A 20,275-nucleotide genomic window follows, 5' to 3' on the forward strand; every position below is an offset into this window, starting at 1 on the left:
AAGGTTGACCCGAATGCAGGTGCTCGAGTCCTCGGTGCCCGCCGCCCTGCGGGCGCAAGCCGACCGAAACCCCTCAGCCACGGCGTTCACGTTCATCGACTACGAGGCCGATTGGGCCGGCTTCACCGATACCCTGACCTGGTCTCAGCTGTACCGGCGGGCGACGAACGTCGCCTATGAGCTCAGCCTGTGCGCGGCGCCAGGCGACCGCGTGCTGATCCTGGCCCCCCAGGGGCTCGACTACGTCGCCGCGTTCCTCGGCGCACTGCAGGCAGGCATGCTGGCCGTCCCCCTGTGGGTGCCGCACGCCGGCGGCGGAGACGAGGGTGTCACCGCCGTGCTGCGGGACACGGCGCCGACGGCGATCCTCACCACGACGGCGTTCGCCAGCGCCGTCGCCGACTATCTACCCGCCGGACCGCGGGTGCCGGCGCCCACCGTGGTCGAGGTCGATATGCTCGACCCCGACACGCCGAGGAGCTTCGAAGGCCCCGAAAGACATACGGGCGCAGCGTATCTGCAATACACCTCCGGTTCGACCCGCCAGCCGGCCGGTGTGGTGGTGTCCCATCAGAACCTGGTGACGAATTTCGGCCACGTGCTCAACGACTACTTCGCGCCGTTCGGCAGGCAGGTCCCATCCGACACCACGGTGGTGTCGTGGGTTCCGCTGTACCACAACATGGGGTTGTTCCTGGGACTGTGCGCGCCGATCCTGTCCGGCATCGGGACAGTGCTGACCAGCCCGGTGGCGTTTCTGCAGCGACCGGCCCGCTGGCTGCAGTTACTGGCGACCAACTCCCGATCCTTCTCGCCCGCACCGAACTTCGCATTCGAGCTGACGCGGCGGATGACGACCGATGACGACATGGCCGGCCTGGATCTCGGCAACCTGCTCGGCATCGTATGCGGCGGTGAACGGATACACGCCAACACCATCCGGGCGTTCACCGACCGGTTCGCCCGGTTCAACCTGCCGGAATCGGCGATCCTGCCGTCCTACGGGCTGGCCGAGGCCACCGTGTACGTGGCGACCCGGGGACCGGGCGCTCCCCCGCGGATCGTCCATTTCGACACCGATCGGCTCGCCGAGGGCCGGGCGGTCCTGCGCGGCGACGGGCAGGGGATCGCATCGGTCAGCTACGGCTCGCCCCGGATGCCGATGGTGCGGATCGTCGACCCCGACACCGCCAGCGAATGCGCACCGGGGACCGTCGGTGAGATCTGGGTGCACGGCGACAACGTCTCCGCAGGCTACTGGCACAGACCCGACCAGACCTCGCAGACGTTCGGCGCCAACCTGGCCGATCCCAGCGCCGGCACACCCGCGATGCCGTGGCTGTGTACCGGCGACCTCGGCGTGATCGTCGACGGCGAGTTGTTCATCATGGGCCGGATCAAAGATCTGGTCATCGTGGACGGCCGCAACCACCATCCCGACGACATCGAGGCCACCATCAGGGCGGCCACCGGTTGCCGCTCCGCGGCGATCTCGGTACCCGCCGACGACACCGAACGGCTGGTCGCCGTCATCGAGCTCGAGCCCCCCGCCGGCCACGACGCCGCAACCACCCTGCGTGTCCTCAAACGCGATGTGATGACGGCGATCGCCAAGGCACACGGGCTACGCGTCGCCGATCTGGTTCTGGTGGCCCCGTTCTCGATCCCGATCACGGCGGGCGGGAAGATCCGGCGCTCGGCGTGCTCCCAGCGGTATCTCGCGGGCGGATTCACCCGCCTGGACGGTGGCGAGATCACGCCCGCCAGGTGAGCACCTCGCCCTGCTGTGCGGTCATCACCGTCCCCGGCATCACCCGCAGCCGGTAGGGGGTGAGCCGCAATACTGCGAACTGCGGCGAGGTCGGGCCGTCGCGCCATATCGGGATGATGGCCGGGTCGTAGCCGACCGGCGCCGGCGCGGAGACGAAGTTGTTCCACACCTCGGTGCGGGTCTCGTCGTCGAGGTACCACTCGACGAGGCATTCGGCACTGCACGTGTCGTGGTTGGTGGTCCAGTAGCTCACCGACAGGTACGGGTGGGCGGCGAGGTGGGCCCGCTTGAGCGGGGTGGGCGCGGTGGCCACCCAACCGAGCAGATCGACCCCGTCCCATTGCCAGAGGGGGTGCAGGATCCGGCTGCGGGGCCTGCCATCGCGATCAACCGTGGCGGCCGACGCCCACACGATGCTGTGCGCCATGCCGATGAATGCGGGTGCGATCTGCTCCAGGGAGGCCATAACGCCCATCCTGCCGCGCCACACCTTCGCCGAGTGTGAACCTGCGGCGAATCCCGCGGTGATCGGCGGCCGCGCCGCCCCGAGATCGACGTTTCGCAGGCAAAGTGCGAGTGGACGCCTGCGAAACGTTGATCTCGGGGCGTCAGTCGAGTATCAGCGCCCGGCCGACCGTCACTCCAGTGTCAGCGTGGTCGCTTCCGGCAGCTCCGCCCGTGAGGTGTCCTTCAGATCCACCCCGGAGCGCCCCAGTGTGCGCGCCCCCGCCACCAGGCCGGCGACCACCCGGGCGGCATCGGCGTAGCCGAGCCCTTCGGGTGGGTGGATGTTGGAGATGCAGTTCCGGTCGGCATCGCTTCTCCCAACCCGTGGAAGGTGGGTGAGATAGATGCCCAGGCTGTCGGCGACCGACAGTCCAGGGCGCTCGCCGATCACCACCAGCAGCGTCCGCACACCCATCCGTTCGCCGATGTGATCGCCGAGGGCGACCCGGGCCTGGGTGGCGATGACGGGCGGCGCGATCGTGTAGCGCTCCCCCAGCGTGGCGACCAGCGCCGTCAACAGGCCGACACCGTGGTCGACCAGGGCACGCGGGGAGAGCCCGTCGGCCAGCACCACGCCGACGTCGAACGACCCGGTGGGTGCCCGGTCCAGATCCAGGGGGAGGCGGCCCAGGTCCGGGCGGCGCAGATACTCGCCGCGGCCGCCGGCCCTGCTGGCCACCACCGCGGGCTCGCCGATGCCGACGGCGGCCACTTCCCGCGCAAAGGCCGGGACGTCGAGCGGGATGTGAACGGCGTCACGGGCGGCGGCGTGGGCGACGCTGAACTCCAGCACCCGCGACGTCGGCAGCGCGTTACCCGCGCGGCCCAACCCGATCCTGGACTGCGTGGTCGCCCGGAGCCGATCCCAGAACTCCTGTGCGGCAGGGCTGGTCACGCGCCCACCTTGCCCGTCAGCGCCCGCAGCGGGGACTGATCCACGTCGACGGGCAGCACCCGGCCGCGGGCGTCGCTCATGCCCAGCCCGCGCAGCCACGCCTCGAACTCGGGAGCGGGCCGCAGCCCGAGCACCTGGCGTGCATACAGCGCATCGTGGAACGACAGACTCTGATAGCCCAGCATCACGTCGTCGGCGCCGGGCACCGCGATGACGAAGGCGACGCCGGCCGCGCCGAGCAAGGTCACCAGCGTGTCCATATCGTCCTGGTCGGCCTCGGCGTGGTTGGTGTAGCAGACGTCCACTCCCATCGGCAGGCCGAGCAGCTTGCCGCAGAAGTGGTCCTCCAGCCCGGCGCGGATGATCTGCTTGCCGTCGTAGAGGTACTCCGGGCCGATGAACCCGACGACGGTGTTGACCAGGAGCGGCTGCAGGTCCCGGGCCACCGCGTAGGCGCGGGTCTCCAGGGTCTGCTGGTCCACCGGCAGGCCTCCGACACCGAGGTGGGCGCCGGAACTCAGCGCCGAACCCTGACCGGTCTCCAGGTACATGACGTTGTCGCCGACCGTCCCCCGTCCCAGCGAGCGCCCGGCGGCCAAGCCTTCCCGCAGCAGCGCGATGTCGACGCCGAACGCGGCGTTGGCGCCCTGGGTGCCCGCGACCGACTGGAACACCAGGTCGACGGGTGCGCCGCGCTCGATCAGCCCGATCGTGGTGGTGACGTGCGACAGCACGCACGACTGGGTGGGGATCGCGTAGCGGGTGCGGATGTCGTCGAGCAGATGCAGCAGATCCGCGGTGGCTTCCGGGGAATCGGTGGCCGGGTTGATGCCGATGACGGCGTCACCGCAGCCCAGCAGCAGGCCGTCGAGGGTGGCGGCGGCGATGCCGCGCGGATCGTCGGTCGGGTGGTTGGGCTGCAGCCGGGTGGCCAGCGTGCCCGGTGCGCCGAGAGTGGTGCGGAACGCGGCGTGCACCCGCATCGCATGCGCGACCGCGATGAGGTCCTGGTTGCGCATGATCTTGCTGACGGCAGCGGCCATCTCCGGGGTGATTGCGGATGACACCGCGGCGATCGTGGCGGCGGCGGCATCCGCGTCGGGTCCCGCGGCGACGTCGAGCAGCCAGTCGCGCAGACCGCCGACGGTCAGATGCGAGATGCGCCGGAACGCCATCCGGTCATGGTTGTCGACGATGAGGCGGCTGACCTCGTCCTCCTCGTAGCCGACCACCATCTCCTCGAGGAAGACCTCCAGTCCGACGTCGGCCAGCGCCCACTGGGCGGCGGCGCGTTCGGCGTCGGAGGTGGCCGCGCAGCCGGCGAGTTCGTCGCCGGACCGGCGCGGTGTCGCCTTGGCCATCAGGTCGACCAGTCCGTTGAAGCTGTGGGTGATTCCCCGGACGTGGCTGGTGTACTGCTTCATTCGGGGACCCGGCACGCCGCCGAGAGTAGGCAGTGGATGTAACGCGGCCTGGCGGCGGCGGTGTCGGCGGTGTTACGCCGCAGTGGCGGCGGGCCCGTGGGTTCAGCCGCTGCGCCGCAACCGCGCCGCGCCGAGCACCGCCAGCACGCCTGCCACCGAGGCGAAGACGAATGCCACCGCAAGCATGGCCGGCGAATAGGCCACCGACGTGGTCTCCGGCTGGCCCGGCAACACCGGGGCGACGATCACCGTCGCACGCGCCGTGATCCAGCTCGCGACACATGCCGCGGCCGCAGCGGCCGCGATCAGCAGTTCGATGACGGCGCGCCGCCTTCCGTGCGTCACAGGGCTCTCCCGTCGACCAACTCCGTCAGCGCCGCGCGCAGATCGCGGTGGCGGCGCGCCCACGCCTGCGCGGTGCGGTCACCGGTCAGCCGCAGCCCCACCCCGGTTCGGCCGCGCGGAACCCCGGTGAGTTCACCCAGCGCTCGCGCCGACTGCCAACTGGGCGCTTCGGAACCGGTCGCAGGCGGATAGATCCGCACGATGTCGCTGACCCTGATGGTTTCGGTGCCCTGACGCAGAGATTCCGCGGTCAACTCGACCGATGTGTGCAGCCGCGCCGCTTTGACCTGAAGCGCAAGGAATCCTGACACCAGTACCAGGAAGATCGACGGCACCAGCGGCTGCAGTCCATACCCCACCGACAGCTGGATCGCCATCATGGCCACCGCCGACGCAGGCCCGGCCAACAGCCAGCACCAACTCGCCCCCGGTTCGGAGAACAGCACGTGAGAACGGGGGCTCCCGCTCATTGCCGCCCGCGCTTCCCGCTCATCAGCCGCCCGGTCACCGACCCGCTCGTCAACCCGGTCACCGACCATCGGCTTCGCCGTCCCGGTACCAGGCGCCGGCCGCGGGACGGGTCAGCAGCACCACCGCCACCAGGATCGGCAGCAGCCCGACCAGCACGATGGGCTGGCCGACCCCGGCCACGACCGCGATCACCCCGAGGATCACCAGGGCGACAAGGGCCAGTGCGATGACCGCCCGGCGGTAGCGCACGTCACCGCGGCGGGCCCGGCCCGCCAGGAACGCCAGCCCGCCACCGGTCAGGATCGCCCCGACCCCCGTGGCGCGGTAGATGAGCAGGAAGCTGTGAACCTGCTCGTCGGTCATCGACGGATCTAAGGCGCGGCGCACCACGTCGAAGCTCACGGTTGCGGCGATCAAGCCACCGACGATGAGCAGCACCGCGCCGGCAAGCAACAACCAGAACGCCACGGTCACCAGGCGGGGACGGGCCGGGGTGCCCGGCGGCGGTGCTGTCATGGTCGGGCCAGCCTAGCCGCTCAACGCGTGAAGAAGACGTGGGCGTCCCGGCGATGCAGCAGGAACATGCCGCCCAGGATCAGTACCGACCCGACGATCGTGGCGGCCGCGTACACGATCGCCGCGACGGTCGGCCGGGCGACCGTGAGCAGGCTCGTGACGGTGTACACCACCGACGCGAAACCCCCTCCCGTCAGCAGGGTGCGGGCCCATCGGTAGCCGTGGCGCATCAGGATCATGAACGTCACCACCACCGCCGCCAGCACCACCACGAACACGGCCGAGACCGCGTAGACGACCGCGGGCCGGTGCTCGCCCGGCGCGGCCACCAGATCGACGCAATACGCGACGACCATCAGCGGTAGCGCGACCACCCACAGCCAGAAACCGGTGTCGACGTCGGGCGGCCGGGTCACTGGCTCCGCTGCCGACTGCTGCCGGCGCCCCGAATCCGGTGTCACGCCAGCCAACCGGCCACGTCGGCGGCCCAGTAGGTCAGCACGATGTCGGCGCCCGCCCGGCGGATGGCGGTCAACGTCTCCAGCGCCACCGTCGGACCGTCGATCCAGCCGTTGGCGGCGGCGGCACTGATCATCGAGTACTCGCCGGACACCTGATACGCGGCCACCGGAACCGGGGAGATCTCCGCCGCTGCCCTGACCACGTCCAGATAAGCCATCGCCGGCTTGACCATCACCATGTCGGCGCCCTCGTCGATATCGAGGGTCACCTCGTGCAACGCCTCCCGAGAGTTGCCCGGATCCTGTTGGTAGGTGCGGCGATCCCCGCGCAGGCTCGAGGCCACCGCCTCACGGAACGGGCCGTAGAAGCCCGAGGCGAACTTGGCGGCATACGCCAGGATCACCACATCGGCATGGCCGGCCGCGTCGAGGCCGTCGCGGATGGCCGCCACCTGACCGTCCATCATGCCGCTGGGGCCCACCACGTGCGCACCCGAGTCCGCCTGCGCCACAGCCAGTTCCACGTAACGCGTGTTGGTGGCGTCATTGTCGACCCCGCCGAAGCGGTCCAGCACACCGCAGTGACCGTGGTCGGTGAACTCATCCAGACAGGTGTCGGCCATCAGCACCGTGTCGTCGCCGAGGTCCTTGGCCAGGTCGCGCAGCGCCACGTTGAGGATGCCGTCCTCGGCCACCCCGGCCGATCCGGTGGGATCCTTGTCCTCGTCGCGGGGAACTCCGAACAGCATCAGCCCGCCCACTCCGGCGGCTACCGCGTCGGCGGCGGCGGCACGCAGCGAGTCCCTGGTGTGCTGGACGACGCCGGGCATCGAAGGAATGGGTCGCGACTCCGTTAAACCGTCGGCGACGAACATCGGCAACACCAGGTGCCGCGGCTCCAGGGAGGTCTGCGCGACGAGCCGGCGCATGGCAGGCGTCGAACGCAGCCGGCGCGGACGCTGTCGTGGGTAGGCCATGGACGAAGCCGGGTCAGCGCCGCCGGCTCTTCTTGCGCGGGGGCGGCAACGCGCCCTCGGCCCGCAGCCGCGCCGCGTGCTCGGCCAGCGCCTCGACGAGCGGGCCGACGGCGGCGACCTCCGGCTGCACGTCGACGCGCAACCCGAACTCGGCCGCGGTCTCGGCGGTCTTGGGCCCGATGCAGGCGACGATCGTGCGGGCGTGCGGCTTGCCCGCGATACCGACCAGGTTGCGCACCGTCGAACTCGACGTGAAGCACACGGCGTCGAACCCGCCGGTCTTGATCATCTCGCGGGTGTGAGCGGGCGGCGGGGCGGCGCGCACCGTGCGGTAGGCGGTGACGTCCTCGATCTCCCAGCCCCGCTCGCGCAGGCCTTCGGCCAGCGTCTCGGTGGCGATGTCGGCGCGCGGCAGCAGCACCCGGTTGACCGGATCGAAGATGTCGTCGTAGGGCGGGAACTCGTCCAGCAGGCCCAGCGACGACTGCTCACCCGACGGCACCAGTTCGGGGTTGATGCCGAACGCGCGCACCCGGTCGGCGGTGGCCTGTCCCACACAGGCGATCTTGACGCCGGAGAACGCGCGCGCATCCAGGCCAAACTCGTTGAACTTGTCCCACACCGCGCGCACTGCATTGGTCGAGGTGAACACCACCCATTGGAACCGGCCGTCGACCAGCCCCTTCACGGCGCGTTCCATCTGCGCGGGGCTGCGCGGCGGCTCGACGGCGATGGTCGGCACCTCGATGGGCAGGGCGCCGTGACTCACCAGCTTCTCGCTCATCTCGCCTGCCTGGTCCTTCGTGCGCGGCACCAGCACGGTCCAGCCGTACAGGGCGCGGCTCTCCCACCAGTTGAGCTTGGCGCGGTTGGCGACCGTCTTGCCGATCGTCACCACCAGCGGGCCCGCCAACTCGGCGCCTGCCCCGTTCTTGTCCGCGAGCCCGGCCAGCGTCGACTCCACCGACTTCTGCTGGCAGGTCGTGCCGTGTGCGGTGACCACACAGGCCGTGGTGTCGGCCAAGCCGTATTCGATCAGCGTGCGGGCCGCCTCGGCCAGATGTGACGCGGTGGCGTGCAGGATCAGCGGGCCGGGCGCCGCGGCCAGCGCCGCCCAGTCGACGTCCCCGCGGACGTCGGCGACCGTGTGCGACGACCCCAGCGGCAGCCCGGCGTAGCTGGGCACCGCGGTGGTGTCGGGCAGGCCCGGCACGATCTCGAAGTCCAGGTGCGTCTTGGCCAGCGCGGTCACCTCGGTGATCACGGAGTCCACCGACAGCGGATCCCCCGCGACCAGGCGCACCACGTCGGCACCTGTGCGCGCCTCGGCGGCCAGGATCTTGGCGACCTCGGCGGGATCACCCAGCGCGGGCCGCACATCCGGCCCGCCGGGAATGGTCGGCGCCGGCCCGGTCGCCTCCGCCGGCGTGTCACCGTCTGCGGCGGCAGGCGGGGTGGGAACCTCGGGCAGCGGTCCGGACGGCGGCGGCAGCGCCGACCCGACCAGTGCCACCACCGCGTCGGGGACGTCGGGGTCGGTGAAGACCAGCGCCGCGTTGGCGAGCACCGCCTGCGCCCGCGTCGTCAACAGGCCGGGATCCCCCGGACCCGACCCCACGAACGTGATGCGGCCGGGCTTTGCCTTACGCCCTCGGGTCGTCATCTCAGTCACTCCGCTCCACCCGCTCAGTGCCTAGTCGCGTTCTTCGCACGGCTGACCGCACTCATCCCGCTTGCTCCGCTATGAGTTCGCGCGCACCGAGCTCGAACAACTCCGCAGCCACCGAGAGCCCCAGCTCCCTGGCCCGCCCCGGAGTCCCGATCCCGGACGCGCGGATCACGTCGGATCCGTCCAGTGCCGCCACGCAACCGCGCAACGACAGCTCTTCGAAGACACGACCTTCCTCATCGATCGACTCGACCACCTCGGCGATCGCACCGACCGGTGCGGAGCATCCCGCCTCCAGTTCGGCGAGCAGGACTCGCTCCGCGGTGACCGCGGCGCGGGTGTCGGCATCGTCCAACTCCGCCAACAGTTCCCCCAGCGCTCTGTCCCCGCTGCGGCACTCGACTGCCAGCGCCCCCTGAGCCGGCGCCGGCAACATCTGCACCGGCTCCAGCGTCTCGGTGACGGCATCGAGGCGTCCGATTCGGGCCAGTCCCGCCCGGGCGACCACGACGGCGTCGAGATTTCCGCTGCTTACCCTGTTCAACCTGGTGTCTAGGTTCCCCCTTAGGGGGCGGATTTCCAAACCGAGACCCAATGCTCTAAGCTGTGCGGCCCGCCGCGGGCTGGACGTGCCGATGACCGAGCCGGCCGGCAACTCCCCGAGCACAAGCCCGTCCCTGGCCACCAGGGCGTCGCGCGCATCCATCCTCGCGGGAACGGCGGCGATGACGAATCGCGGATCCACCGCGGTGGGCAGGTCCTTGTAAGAATGCACGGCGACATCGACCTGGCCGTCGTGGATCGCCTCACGCAACGCGGCGGTGAACACCCCGACGCCGATGTTGGCGATCGGTTCGCTCGAACGGTCGCCCTCGGTCGAGATGATGACCAGTTCGGCGCTGTGTCCGCGGGCCACGAGCGCGTCCCTGATCGTCGCGGCCTGCGTGGTCGCCAGCAGGCTGCCCCGGGTGCCGATCCGGATCACGAAAGCCGCTCCGCACGACGACGGCTATGTGACGCCACGGGACGGACGGGAGAAATGACCGGCGGGCAGGAGCGAAGCGACCGGGGAGAAATGACAACCGCCAAGCTCTACTCGGTCTTGTCGAGATCGGTTGCAAGCAAAGGAAGCTCGCTGGCGGCCACCGCGTCCACCGCCTGCGGATCCAGCTCGAACAACTCGCGCAGCGCCTCGGCGTAGCTGCTGCCCCCCGGCGCGCTCGCCAGCTGCTTGACCCGAACGGTCGGAGCGTGCAGCAGCTTGTCGACGACGCGGCGCACCGTCTTGGCGACCTCGTCGCGGTACGCGGCGTCGAGCCCGGGCAGCCGGTGGTCGAGCCGAAGCATCTCCGCCTCGACCACGTCGGCCGCTCGCTGCCGCAGCGCCGTCACGGTCGGGGTCACCTCGGCCACGCGCTGGCCGGCGAGGTAATTGGCGACTTCTGCGGCGACGATCGCGCGGGCCGCTTCCGCATCGGATGCGGCGGCGCGGGCCGACGGCTCACGCTGGATGCGGTCCATGTCGACGACGTAGACCCCGGGCAGTCCGGCGATGGCCGGGTCGACGTCGCGGGGCATGCCCAGGTCGCAGATCACCAGCTCACGCTGCTCAGGGCGGCCGGTCAGGCCACGATGCGCATCGGCCAGGGAAACCACCGGTCGCACGGCACCGGTACAGCACACGACCACGTCGGCGTCGACCAGCTCGGCGGACATCCGGTCCAGGGACCGGGCGTCGGCCTCCACCCCCTGCTCACGCAGGCTGTGCGCCAGCCGGCGCGCCCGCGGCAGGGACCTGTTGACCACGACCACCTTCTGCACCCCGGCGCGAAGCAGGTGTTTGGCCGACAGCGCACCCATCGAACCGGCGCCCACCACCACGGCCCTGCGGCCCGACAGCGATCCGAGTTTCGTTTCGGCCATCTTCAGCGCCACCGACACGACGGACGCGCCCGCGGCGTCGATACCGGTCTCGGAGTGCACACGCTTGCCCACCGACAGCGCCCGCTGCGCCAACTCGTGCAAGGTCCGCCCGACGGTGTGGTTGGACTCGGCCGACGCGTAGGCCCGGCGCACCTGGCCCAGCACCTGCTGCTCGCCGATGACCGCCGAGTCCAGCCCGGATGCGACGGCGAACAGATGCTCGACGGCGGCCTCCGCGTAGCGCACGTACGCGTACTTGGTGAGGTCGTGAAGCGACATGCCGGAATGCTCGGAAAGCACCTGACCGATGACGGAGAGCCCGCCGTGGAAGGCCTCGACGACGGCGTAGACCTCGACGCGGTTGCAGGTGGACAGCACCATCGCCTCGGTCACCAGGGAAGATTGCAGCACCTGGTCGATGATCTTGGCCTGATCGGATTCGTCGGTGCTCAACTGCTCAAGGACCGACACCGGCGCGCTGCGGTGCGAAACCCCGAACAGCAAGACACTCACGGCTGCACCACCACGTCAAACAAGGTAATCGCTCGGCTGCAAACCCACCAAATTTGTGGTGAATGCCCCGTGACTAGTCGCGTGACTGATCTCGCGCGAGGTCCGCGCGCAGCCGGGGTTCGTCGACCTCCCAGTAGCTGTGCTCGGCGCCGTCGAGCAACACCACGGGGAGCCGATCGCCGTACTCGGCGCGCAACGCGGTGTCGCCCGTGGCCGCGGCGGCGTCCACGTCGGCGACGGAATAGTCGAATCCGAATTCCGCCGCCAGCGCCGACAGCTGCCGCGCCGCCGCCTCGCACAGGCCGCATCCTGCGCGCGTCAGCAACACCACCCTGGACCGATCGCCTGGTTCATGCCGCTGCTGATCCACACCGCCAGTATCCGCACCCGGTGCCCTACTGTTGATTCGTGTCCGACTACCCGGGGATCGAGGCAGGCCTGGACAGCCCGGCGCAGGCCCTCGCCGGCGAAGCGAGCGCCGAGGCCGCGGTGACGCACCTGGCCTTGGATGCGTCCGAAGGCCCCGTCACGCCGCCGCTCCCCCCGCCCGACCTGACCGCCGCGGCGTTCTTCGACGTCGACAACACGCTGGTCCACGGATCCTCGCTGGTGCACTTCGCCAGGGGTCTGGCCGCCCGAAAGTACTTCACGTACGGAGACCTGGGCCGCTTCGCCTACGCGCAGGCCAAGTTCCAGCTCACAGGACGGGAGAACAGCGACGACGTCGCCGCGGGCCGCCGCAAGGCGCTGGCGTTCATCGAGGGCCGGCCCACCGCCGAGCTGGCCGGCCTCGGCGAGCAGATCTACGACGAGATCATCGCCGACAAGATCTGGCCGGGCACCCGCGCGCTGGCACAGATGCACCTCGACGCGGGCCAGCAGGTGTGGCTGGTCACCGCCACCCCCTACGAGCTGGCCGCGACGATCGCCAAGCGGCTGGGACTCACGGGTGCACTCGGCACCGTCGCGGAGTCCGTCGACGGTGTATTCACCGGCAGGCTCGTCGGCGACATTCTGCACGGCACGGGCAAGGCGCACGCCGTGCGGTCGCTGGCCATCAGGGAAGGCCTGAACCTGCGACGGTGCACCGCGTACTCCGACAGCTTCAACGACGTGCCCATGCTGTCGCTGGTCGGTACCGCGGTGGCGATCAACCCGGATGCCGCCCTGCGTGACCTGGCCAGGAAGCGCGGCTGGGAGATCCGGGATTTCCGCACCGCCCGCAAGGCGGCACGGATCGGCGTACCGTCGGCCCTGGCGCTCGGGGCGCTCGGCGGCGCCCTGGCCGCGCTGGCGTCGCGGCGGGAATCGCGCTGATAGGCTCGCGCTCTATCCATCAAGCGAGCGGAAGCACCACCCATGAGCATCGCCGCAGACATCATCGGTACGCACTACCGGTATCCCGATTACTTCGAGGTCGACCGGGAGAAGATCCGCGAGTTCGCCCGCGCCGTCAAGGACGAGCATCCGGCGCACTACAGCGAAGACGCCGCGGGCGAATACGGCCATGACGCGCTGGTGGCCTCGCTGACGTTCCTGGCCGTCGCGGGCCGGAAGGTGCAGCTGGAGCTGTTCAACCAGTTCGACGTCCCGATCAACCTGGCGCGGGTGCTGCACCGCGACCAGAAGCTGATCTACCACCGCCCGATCGTGGCCGGGGACAAGCTCTTCTTCGACTCCTACCTGGATTCGGTCATCGAATCGCATGGCACCGTGATCAGCGAGATCCGCGCCGAGGTCACCGACGCCGCAGGCGAGCCGGTGATGACCAGCATCGTGACGATGCTCGGCGAGGCGGCCCATCCCGACGAGGCCGACGAGGTGAGCTCACAGATCGCCGCCGCGCGCGACGCCGCGCTGGCGAAGTTCGTCGCCGGCCAGAACAAGTAACGGCGCTCGGCGCACACCCTTGCGCCCTTGCCCCCACACGAGCATGCGTGTCTGTACGCGACACGCCGCGCGCGCGTACAAATGTGCACGCTCGCGCGGTGATGACGCGAGAACGGTCTAGCCGAAGAACATATTGCGGCGACCCGCCAGCAGTTGATACAGCGTCTGCTGGATGGTTTCGCGCACGTGGTCGGTGAGCTCGAAGGTCACCATCGGGTCGTCGGCGGCGCCGTCGTCGTAATCGGCGGTCGGTATCGGCTCACCGAACTTGATGTGCCACTTCGACGGCAGCGGCACCAACCCGGCAGGACCCGCGAACGGGAAGAACGGCGTGACCGGGAAGTACGGCAGACCGAACAGCCGCGCCAGCAGCTTCATGTCGGCGATCATCGGGTAAATCTCCTCGGACCCGACAATCGAGCACGGCACGATCGGCGCCTTGGTCCGCAGCGCCGCCGACACGAACCCGCCGCGGCCGAACCGCTGCAACTTGTACCGATCTCTGAAGTGCTTGCCGAGGCCCTTGTAGCCCTCAGGGAACACCGCGGTCAACTCGCCCGCGGCCAGCAGCCGGTGGGCGTCGGCCGTGCATGCCATCGTGTGGCCGGCCTTGCGGGCCGCCTGCCCCAACACAGGCGTGTCGAAGACCATGTCCGCGGCCAACAGCCGAAGGTCGCGGTGTACGGGATGCTTGTCGTGCACCGCCACCGCCGTCATCAGCCCGTCGAAGGGCAGGACGCCGGCGTGGTTGGCCACCACCAATGCCGCACCGGTTTCGGGCAGGTTCTCGATCCCGCTGACCTCAACCCTGAACCATGAGTTGAAAAGCACTCTCAGCAAAGGCAAAAAGACCGCATTGTTCAGATGCGGATCGAATCCGAACTCGTCGACGGCATAGTCGCCCGCCATTCGTTTACCCAGGAATTCGCCGACAGCCGCGATGTTTTTGGCGAGTTCGGTCGGCGTGTCGTCGACGGGCGTGTCGGCCACGGAGCGCCGGTGATCGATCTCGCGGACCACCGCGGCAATCTGGTCGGCCGACGCGCGGGCGCCCTGATCGATCAGAAGCGACGGATGTCGCCGCGCGCTTTCGGCACGCTGACCCACACGCCGGGTAGACGACGTCCGGCCCGAATTCGCGTGCAGTGGAATAACTTTCGCCTTCGGTTCACCCGACAAATCGACACCTACTCCCCGCCCGAGTATGAGATCGGCCGCTACCGGCCCCAACGTTGCGCCGCCGCCACGGCGCGACTCTCCATTGAGCGTACCCACCGCGGGTCGATAATCGGAGTCAAACCTCGACCCCGAACGTAATCGTCGAAAGCCTCGACAGTCGTCCACTTCGGCGTATAGCCGAGGTCGTTTCGCATTCGTGTCGTATCCATGACGCGGCCATAACTGATGTAGTTCAACTGTTCGCGATCGACCTCGGTGTAACCGGCCCGCACCACCGAATTCACCGCCCACAGTGCTGATCGCGGCATCGGCAGCGCAATACGGCCCGAGCGCCGAATAGCCTGCGACATCATGATGATTCCGGGGCCGCCGACGTTGAACGTCCCTGCCTTGCCCGCCACCGTGGCGCGCTCCAGTACCCCGAGCGCATCCTGCTCGTGCAGCAGCTGCAGGCGGGCGTCGTGGCCCAGGATCGTCGGGACCACCGGGCCCGCGAGGAACCGCGACAACGCGGTGTCCATCGCCGGTCCGATCAGGTTCGCCAGCCGCAGGATGGTGACCGCGATGTCGGGACGCCGCCTGCCCAGGCCGCGGGCGTAGCCCTCGATGTCGATGCTGTCCCTGGCGAATCCCTCACCGGGCGGCCGCCTGGCGCTGCTGTCCTCGGTGAACAACACGGGGTCACGCGAGCTGGAGCCGTACACCTCCGAGGTCGACTTGAGGACGACCTGACGCACCGATGGCGCCTTCTGGCACGCGGCGAACAGCTGGATGGCACCCATGACGTTGAGTTCCTTCAGCGTCGCCCGCCCACCCGAGCGCGGCGCGTAGGACGCCGCGGCGGCGTGCACCACGGTGTCGACGTTCCCGTTGCGGATCACCTTGGCGATGAACGGGTTCCGGATGTCGGCCCGTACGAACTCGGCCCGTCCCATCCGGCGCAGCAGATCCTTGCTCGGCGCGATCGCATCGACGGCGATGATGTGATTGATCAGCGGGTTCTGCGCAAGCCGAGCAACCAGATAACCACCGAGGAAGCGGCACGCCCCGGTCACCAAGACCACCTTGGGGTAGTGCCCGGCGGGAGTCGACGAGTCACTGGACCCCCCGTTTGTACGCCCCCCGGAATCCATCAGGTCAGCCTAATGGGAAGGCTTGCAAGCTACTTGCCGAGCGCCTGGGAGCTACTTGCCAAGTTTTCTGCGCTGCACCCGGGTACGACGAAGCAGCTTGCGGTGCTTCTTCTTCGACATACGCTTGCGCCGCTTCTTGATGACTGAACCCATGAACTCCGCTACCTGATCTTTCGCATTCCTCCGCCCAGCTCCGCACAGCAGAACTGAACTCGACCCGGTCACTTTACCCGGCACCTCAGGCCGCGCGAAAACGCCCGGCCCGACGCCGGTTGTCGTGCGTTGCGGTCGCCTAGCCGGCGTCGAAGTACGACGTCTCGAGCAGGTCGTGGACCGCCTTCGCGTGCACTCGGAACGATCGACCGACTCGAACGGCGGGTAATTCGCCGTTGTGCACGAGCCGGTAAACCGTCATCTTGCTAACCCGCATGAGGCTGGCGACCTCAGCGACGGTGAGAAATTGAGCTCGTGGCGGCTGGCCGTCGGCAGCGCCGTTGTCCCGCTTACCGCCAGCCGAATCCCGCGCCGATGGCCCGTTCGTAGACGTCATCGCAACCCAATCCATCAGGCACAGGCCGCCCCAGCGGCTTCCCCACCGCTGGCGCAAAACCCGTGCATACAACGAGGAGAATAGCGGGACCAATGGGGTTACTGCGACGGGTGTGGGGTAATCCATCGAAAAATATCGAACTACTGCGATGTGATTCCCAGCTGCGCAGATCGGGTCTTCGCCGCGTCCACCGCATTGGCGACCGCGGACCGCAATCCGCCGCGCTCGAGTTCCCGCAGCCCAGCGGCCGTGGTCCCCCCTGGCGAGGTGACGGTGGCCCGCAGCTGAGCCGCGGTGGTGTCCATCGCCGTCCCCATCGCCGCGTCGCCCGCCGGGTTCGCCTCGTCGAGCCGCTCGAGCAGCATCGCGGCCGAGCCCGCCATCGTTTGCACGACGAGGTCGGTGGCCACCGCGCGCGACAGCCCCACCGCCACGCCGGCGTCGACCAGCGCCTCGACCATCAGGAAGAAGTAGGCAGGCCCGGAGCCCGACACCGCGGTGACGGCATCCATCTGCGACTCGGGGACGGTGAGCACGCCGCCGACGGCGTCGAAAATGGACGACACCTCCTTGAGGTGGTCGAGGGTGGCGAACCGCCCCCTCGCCAGGGCGCTGACGCCCCCGCCGACGACCACCGGCGCGTTGGGCATCACCCGGATCACCGGGGAGCCGGCGGGCAGTTTGGCCTCGTAGAACGAGGTGGTCACCCCCGCGGCGACGGTGACGAACACCTGCTCGGCGGTATCGGTCTCCGCGTGGGCGGCCGCATCGGCGACCTCGTCGACGACGTTCACCACGTCGCCTGGTTTCACGGCGACGATGACGTAGCCTGCGTTTTCCGAGGCATCGGCCACCGAGGTGACGAACACCGAATACTTCTCGGCCAGGTACTTGGCTCGATCGGGGCTCTTCTCGGCGACCACCAGGTCCTTGACCTGGCGACCGGCACGCAACAACCCGGAAAGCAGAGACTCGCCCATGCTTCCGCCACCGATGATCGCGATTCTGGCCATGGCGCACAGCATCGCATGACGGTGTGCGGCCACGCGCTTCCCGGGGTGCTTCGGGCCACCGGCGATTCGGGCGGTCAGCGCAGCAGGTACGTGCGCGCGAACTGCAGTGACTCGACGAGCAGCGTCTCGCGCTCGGCGGAGGTGCGCGCGCCGGAAGTCGTCACTTCGAGGATGACGTGCCCGGAGAAGCCGCCGGTGGCCAGCATCTGGCAGATCTCGACGGTGGGCTGGGTACCGCGGCCGGGGACCAGGTGCTCATCGGTGGACGCACCGCTGCCGTCGCACAGGTGCAGGTGGACCAGCCCGTCGCCCATGCGCTGGGCCATGTCGATCGCGTCGGTGCCCGCCGTGGCGGTGTGCGACAGATCGAGCGTGTAGTGGGCGTGCTCTCCGTCCAGGGGGTCGTAGGACGGCGCGAACGCCGAGATGCCGGGACCTGGCTTCCCGCCGCGCTTGCGCATCCGCTCGATGGACGTCTGGCCTGCGCCGAAGAACCGGTCGGCCCGGAAGGGAAACATGTTCTCGACGGCCACCATCACTTCGCTGTCCGCCTCCAAATCGGCCACCTGCTCGCCGAATCCCTCGGCATAGCGTCGCTGCCAGCGGAACGGCGGGTGCACCACCACGGTCTGGGCGCCCAGCTGCTCTGCGGCGCGCACGCTGCGCTCCAGCTTGGTGATCGGATTGGACCCCCACACCCGCTGCGAGATGAGCAGGCACGGGGCGTGCACGGACAGGACCGGAACGCCGTAGCGGTCGGACAACCGCGCGATGGCATCCATGTCCTGGCTGGCAGATTCGGCCCACACCATCAGCTCGACGCCGTCGTAGCCCAGCCGCGCTGCGTACTCGAACGCGGCCTCGGTGCGCAGCGGATACACAGAAGCCGTCGACAGGCCGACCTTGATGGATGGGCGCACCGGCGCCTATCCCGACTGAAGCAGCGCCAGCGGCCCCAGCGTCACCAGCGCCCCGACCGCCACCGCGATCAGCGTGCTGCCGATGTCTTCGGTCTTACGCACCACCCGCACGCCGACCACCAGACCGAGGATGACCAGGACCGACAGCACCAGTGCGACGATGTTGTTCCATTTCCACAGCTGATCGAAGGCCACGAACAGGCCCGCCCCGAACGCCACGGCGATCACACATTGCCCGACGACGGACGCGCCGCGCAGCAGCGTCGACAGCCTCGACTCCGGCTCAGCGTCGGCCTCGTCGGTGAGGTCCTGGAGGTCCCCGTCCTTGAGCTCGTCCTCGAGTTCTTCGGCGCCCGACTCGCCGCCGCGGCGTGCCACGTCGTCGGCGACCGTGTCGCCGCCGAACAGCGGATCCTGGCTCGACCGGAGGTACGACGGCAGCTCGTCGGCGTCGGCGTCCTCGACGATGTCGTCGGCATAGTCGACCTCGGGTTCCTCGACGTCGATCGCGCCGTCGAGAGCATCGCCCGCGTCGTCGACGGTGTCGGGACTCATCTCTTCTGCGGCGCCCGCGGCGGTCGTCGGCCGGCGCCACAGCGGACGGCGCGGCGGTGCGGTCACCGGTTCGGGCTCGGCCTGGGTTTCGGGGTTGCCTTCCGCGTCGACTTCTGCCTCGGCTTCCACTTCTGCCTCGGTGTCCGTCTCGGCCTCGTCTTCCGGTTCCACGGGCTGCTCGTCAGCCGCGCTGTTCGTCTTCGCCGACGCCGGGGCCGGGGCCGGGGCCGGGGCCGCCAGCTCATCGGGCTGAACCGCCGCATCGCGAACCAAGGGGGTGGGCGAGGCGGCATCCACGGCGATGATGGGGATCTCACCGGTCAGCTCGGCGACACTTACGGCGTCGGTGTTACCCCGGCGGCGCCTGCGTCGCCCGCTCACCGGCGGGGAGCCGATCGTCCCGTTCTTGGCCAGCAACTCCGCGACCGATATCGGGCGGCTGTCGGGGTTGCTGCTGTCTGGTCCTGTCATCGTGTGCTGCCTCTGGGCCCTACCACTCTGCGATGTCGGCGCGGGTGCGCCTCCGGTCCTGCGCTCAGCGTCTGCGCACGGGCGTCTCCACGAAGGCGGTTCCATCGGCCTCGCTGTCGAGTTTCCGCAGAATCAGGCCTTCCCGCAACGCCCAGGGGCAGATGTCCACTGTTTCGATATTGAGCGCGCGCATGCTCGCCTCAGCTACCAACGCCCCGGCAACGATCTGCGGGGCCCGCTCGGCACTCACCCCTTCCAACTCGGCACGGTCAGCCGCCGTCATCCTAGAGATGAATGCTATTAGCTGCCGTAAACCGGTGGCAGTCAATGTGCGCTTTACCCGGGGGCCCGCCCCAGAGGGCGCCGCACCGGTCAGCCGTGCCAGCGACCGCAGGGTCTTCGACGTGGCGACCGCGAGATCGGGGCTGCCCGCCTCGAGCATCGTTGCTCCTGCCTCGGCGAGTTCGGTGGCCAGCCAATCCCGCAACACCGCCACCCGGCGCCTGCCCGGCGGATCGTTGGCCAACCACTCCCGCGTCAGCCGGCCGGCGCCAAGGGGCAGCGACAGCGCGACCTCGGGCTCCTCGTCGACGCCGTTGGATAGCTCCAGCGAACCGCCGCCGATGTCGATGTTCATAATGCGGCCCGCGCTCCAGCCGTACCACCGCCGCACCGCCAAGAACGTCAATCGCGATTCGTCGACCCCGCTGAGCACCTGCAGTTCCACCCCGGTCTCTGCCCGCACCCTGGCCAGCACATCGTCGGAGTTCCGTGCATCGCGCACCGCTGACGTCGCGAACGCCATGAGTTCCACACATCCGGAGCTGGCGGCGATCTTGGCAAGCTCGTCGACGGTGTCGATGAGCTTGTCGGCACCCTTGCGCGTCAGCTTGCCCGAGTCGTCGATGGCCTCCGCCAGGCGCAGCGCGGCCTTGGTGGAACTCATCGGCGTCGGATGACCACCACGGCGCGCGTCGACCACCAACAGATGAACCGTATTGCTGCCGACGTCCAACACGCCCAATCGCACGGAGACCAACCTAGCGGGGAGCAGTTCGGTCGGCGAAGGCACCGGGTGGGCGGGCGGGAAGG

23 protein-coding genes are annotated in these 20,275 nt (G+C 69.2%); 3 read left to right on the forward strand and 20 right to left on the reverse strand.

The features are described from left to right. Positions 1-13 precede the first annotated feature (13 nt). Entirely contained in the window at positions 14-1,771 is a 1,758-nt protein-coding gene (locus ADBZ6K_RS12540) for a fatty-acid--AMP ligase (RefSeq protein ID WP_526347033.1), read from the forward strand. Here ADBZ6K_RS12540 and ADBZ6K_RS12545 read toward each other — a convergent pair. The 12 genes from ADBZ6K_RS12545 to ADBZ6K_RS12600 form a co-directional block, all read right to left on the reverse strand. Beyond that, positions 1,755-2,237, reverse strand: coding sequence for a pyridoxamine 5'-phosphate oxidase family protein (locus ADBZ6K_RS12545; protein WP_526347035.1), 483 nt, complete (start codon positions 2,235-2,237; stop codon positions 1,755-1,757). The genes ADBZ6K_RS12540 and ADBZ6K_RS12545 overlap by 17 nt on opposite strands. A 171-nt stretch (positions 2,238-2,408) precedes the next feature. Next, positions 2,409-3,173, reverse strand: coding sequence for an ethanolamine ammonia-lyase subunit EutC (eutC, locus tag ADBZ6K_RS12550; RefSeq protein ID WP_526347037.1), 765 nt, complete (start codon positions 3,171-3,173; stop codon positions 2,409-2,411). Next, positions 3,170-4,597, reverse strand: a complete 1,428-nt coding sequence (locus tag ADBZ6K_RS12555; RefSeq protein ID WP_526347238.1) for an ethanolamine ammonia-lyase subunit EutB — start codon at positions 4,595-4,597, stop codon at positions 3,170-3,172. Before ADBZ6K_RS12555 ends, eutC begins: the two co-directional genes overlap by 4 nt. 102 nt (positions 4,598-4,699) lie before the next feature. Further along, the gene (locus ADBZ6K_RS12560; RefSeq protein WP_526347039.1) at positions 4,700-4,942 is read right to left on the reverse strand and encodes a hypothetical protein; all 243 of its coding nucleotides are present in this window, start codon (positions 4,940-4,942) and stop codon (positions 4,700-4,702) included. Continuing rightward, positions 4,939-5,412, reverse strand: a complete 474-nt coding sequence (mce1N, locus tag ADBZ6K_RS12565; RefSeq protein WP_526347041.1) for a transport-regulating membrane protein Mce1N — start codon at positions 5,410-5,412, stop codon at positions 4,939-4,941. Before mce1N ends, ADBZ6K_RS12560 begins: the two co-directional genes overlap by 4 nt. Positions 5,413-5,470: 58 nt before the next feature. Further along, a complete protein-coding gene (locus tag ADBZ6K_RS12570; RefSeq protein ID WP_526347043.1) occupies positions 5,471-5,929 on the reverse strand; it encodes a hypothetical protein in 459 nt (152 codons plus the stop codon). A 20-nt stretch (positions 5,930-5,949) separates the two neighbouring features. After that, a complete protein-coding gene (locus ADBZ6K_RS12575; RefSeq protein WP_526347045.1) occupies positions 5,950-6,345 on the reverse strand; it encodes a hypothetical protein in 396 nt (131 codons plus the stop codon). A 41-nt stretch (positions 6,346-6,386) separates the two neighbouring features. Next, complete coding sequence (gene hemB, locus ADBZ6K_RS12580; RefSeq protein WP_526347047.1) at positions 6,387-7,367, reverse strand: porphobilinogen synthase; 981 nt, start codon at positions 7,365-7,367, stop codon at positions 6,387-6,389. 13 nt (positions 7,368-7,380) lie between these two features. Continuing rightward, positions 7,381-9,030: a bifunctional uroporphyrinogen-III C-methyltransferase/uroporphyrinogen-III synthase gene (locus ADBZ6K_RS12585; protein WP_526347049.1), complete on the reverse strand. Its 1,650-nt coding sequence runs from the start codon at positions 9,028-9,030 to the stop codon at positions 7,381-7,383. Between the two features lie 61 nt (positions 9,031-9,091). Then, positions 9,092-10,021 carry a hydroxymethylbilane synthase gene (hemC, locus tag ADBZ6K_RS12590; protein ID WP_526347051.1) on the reverse strand — a complete coding sequence of 310 codons (930 nt, stop codon included), beginning with the start codon at positions 10,019-10,021 and terminating at the stop codon, positions 9,092-9,094. 107 nt (positions 10,022-10,128) lie between these two features. Further along, the gene (locus ADBZ6K_RS12595) at positions 10,129-11,472 is read right to left on the reverse strand and encodes a glutamyl-tRNA reductase (RefSeq protein ID WP_526347053.1); all 1,344 of its coding nucleotides are present in this window, start codon (positions 11,470-11,472) and stop codon (positions 10,129-10,131) included. A 73-nt stretch (positions 11,473-11,545) separates the two neighbouring features. Beyond that, the gene (locus ADBZ6K_RS12600; RefSeq protein ID WP_526347055.1) at positions 11,546-11,842 is read right to left on the reverse strand and encodes a glutaredoxin family protein; all 297 of its coding nucleotides are present in this window, start codon (positions 11,840-11,842) and stop codon (positions 11,546-11,548) included. A gap of 38 nt (positions 11,843-11,880) precedes the next feature. Between ADBZ6K_RS12600 and ADBZ6K_RS12605 the strand changes: the two genes are divergently transcribed. Next, positions 11,881-12,789, forward strand: coding sequence for an HAD family hydrolase (locus ADBZ6K_RS12605; protein WP_526347057.1), 909 nt, complete (start codon positions 11,881-11,883; stop codon positions 12,787-12,789). Between the two features lie 42 nt (positions 12,790-12,831). Continuing rightward, a complete protein-coding gene (locus ADBZ6K_RS12610) occupies positions 12,832-13,362 on the forward strand; it encodes an FAS1-like dehydratase domain-containing protein (protein WP_526347059.1) in 531 nt (176 codons plus the stop codon). A gap of 117 nt (positions 13,363-13,479) precedes the next feature. On the opposite strand, the gene ADBZ6K_RS12615 is transcribed toward ADBZ6K_RS12610, so the two are convergent. From ADBZ6K_RS12615 to ADBZ6K_RS12650, 8 genes are all read right to left on the reverse strand, one after another. Next, positions 13,480-14,541, reverse strand: coding sequence for a lysophospholipid acyltransferase family protein (locus ADBZ6K_RS12615; RefSeq protein WP_526347061.1), 1,062 nt, complete (start codon positions 14,539-14,541; stop codon positions 13,480-13,482). Between the two features lie 38 nt (positions 14,542-14,579). Next, the gene (locus tag ADBZ6K_RS12620; protein ID WP_526347240.1) at positions 14,580-15,677 is read right to left on the reverse strand and encodes an SDR family oxidoreductase; all 1,098 of its coding nucleotides are present in this window, start codon (positions 15,675-15,677) and stop codon (positions 14,580-14,582) included. Between the two features lie 48 nt (positions 15,678-15,725). Continuing rightward, positions 15,726-15,827, reverse strand: coding sequence for a 30S ribosomal protein bS22 (locus ADBZ6K_RS12625; protein WP_003402602.1), 102 nt, complete (start codon positions 15,825-15,827; stop codon positions 15,726-15,728). A gap of 139 nt (positions 15,828-15,966) precedes the next feature. Then, positions 15,967-16,224, reverse strand: a complete 258-nt coding sequence (locus ADBZ6K_RS12630; protein ID WP_526347063.1) for a helix-turn-helix domain-containing protein — start codon at positions 16,222-16,224, stop codon at positions 15,967-15,969. Positions 16,225-16,364: 140 nt separating this feature from the next. After that, the gene (proC, locus tag ADBZ6K_RS12635) at positions 16,365-17,237 is read right to left on the reverse strand and encodes a pyrroline-5-carboxylate reductase (RefSeq protein ID WP_526347065.1); all 873 of its coding nucleotides are present in this window, start codon (positions 17,235-17,237) and stop codon (positions 16,365-16,367) included. A 74-nt stretch (positions 17,238-17,311) separates the two neighbouring features. Continuing rightward, positions 17,312-18,157, reverse strand: coding sequence for a sugar phosphate isomerase/epimerase family protein (locus tag ADBZ6K_RS12640; protein ID WP_526347067.1), 846 nt, complete (start codon positions 18,155-18,157; stop codon positions 17,312-17,314). 6 nt (positions 18,158-18,163) lie between these two features. Next, on the reverse strand, positions 18,164-19,183 hold the full coding sequence (locus ADBZ6K_RS12645; protein WP_526347069.1) for an Rv0497 family membrane protein: 1,020 nt from the start codon (positions 19,181-19,183) through the stop codon (positions 18,164-18,166). A gap of 64 nt (positions 19,184-19,247) precedes the next feature. Then, positions 19,248-20,213 carry a Ppx/GppA family phosphatase gene (locus ADBZ6K_RS12650; protein WP_526347071.1) on the reverse strand — a complete coding sequence of 322 codons (966 nt, stop codon included), beginning with the start codon at positions 20,211-20,213 and terminating at the stop codon, positions 19,248-19,250. Between the last annotated feature and the right edge of the window lie 62 nt (positions 20,214-20,275).

Origin of the sequence: Mycobacterium sp. (assembly GCF_044223235.1) — a bacterium.
Lineage (GTDB): Bacteria > Actinomycetota > Actinomycetes > Mycobacteriales > Mycobacteriaceae > Mycobacterium.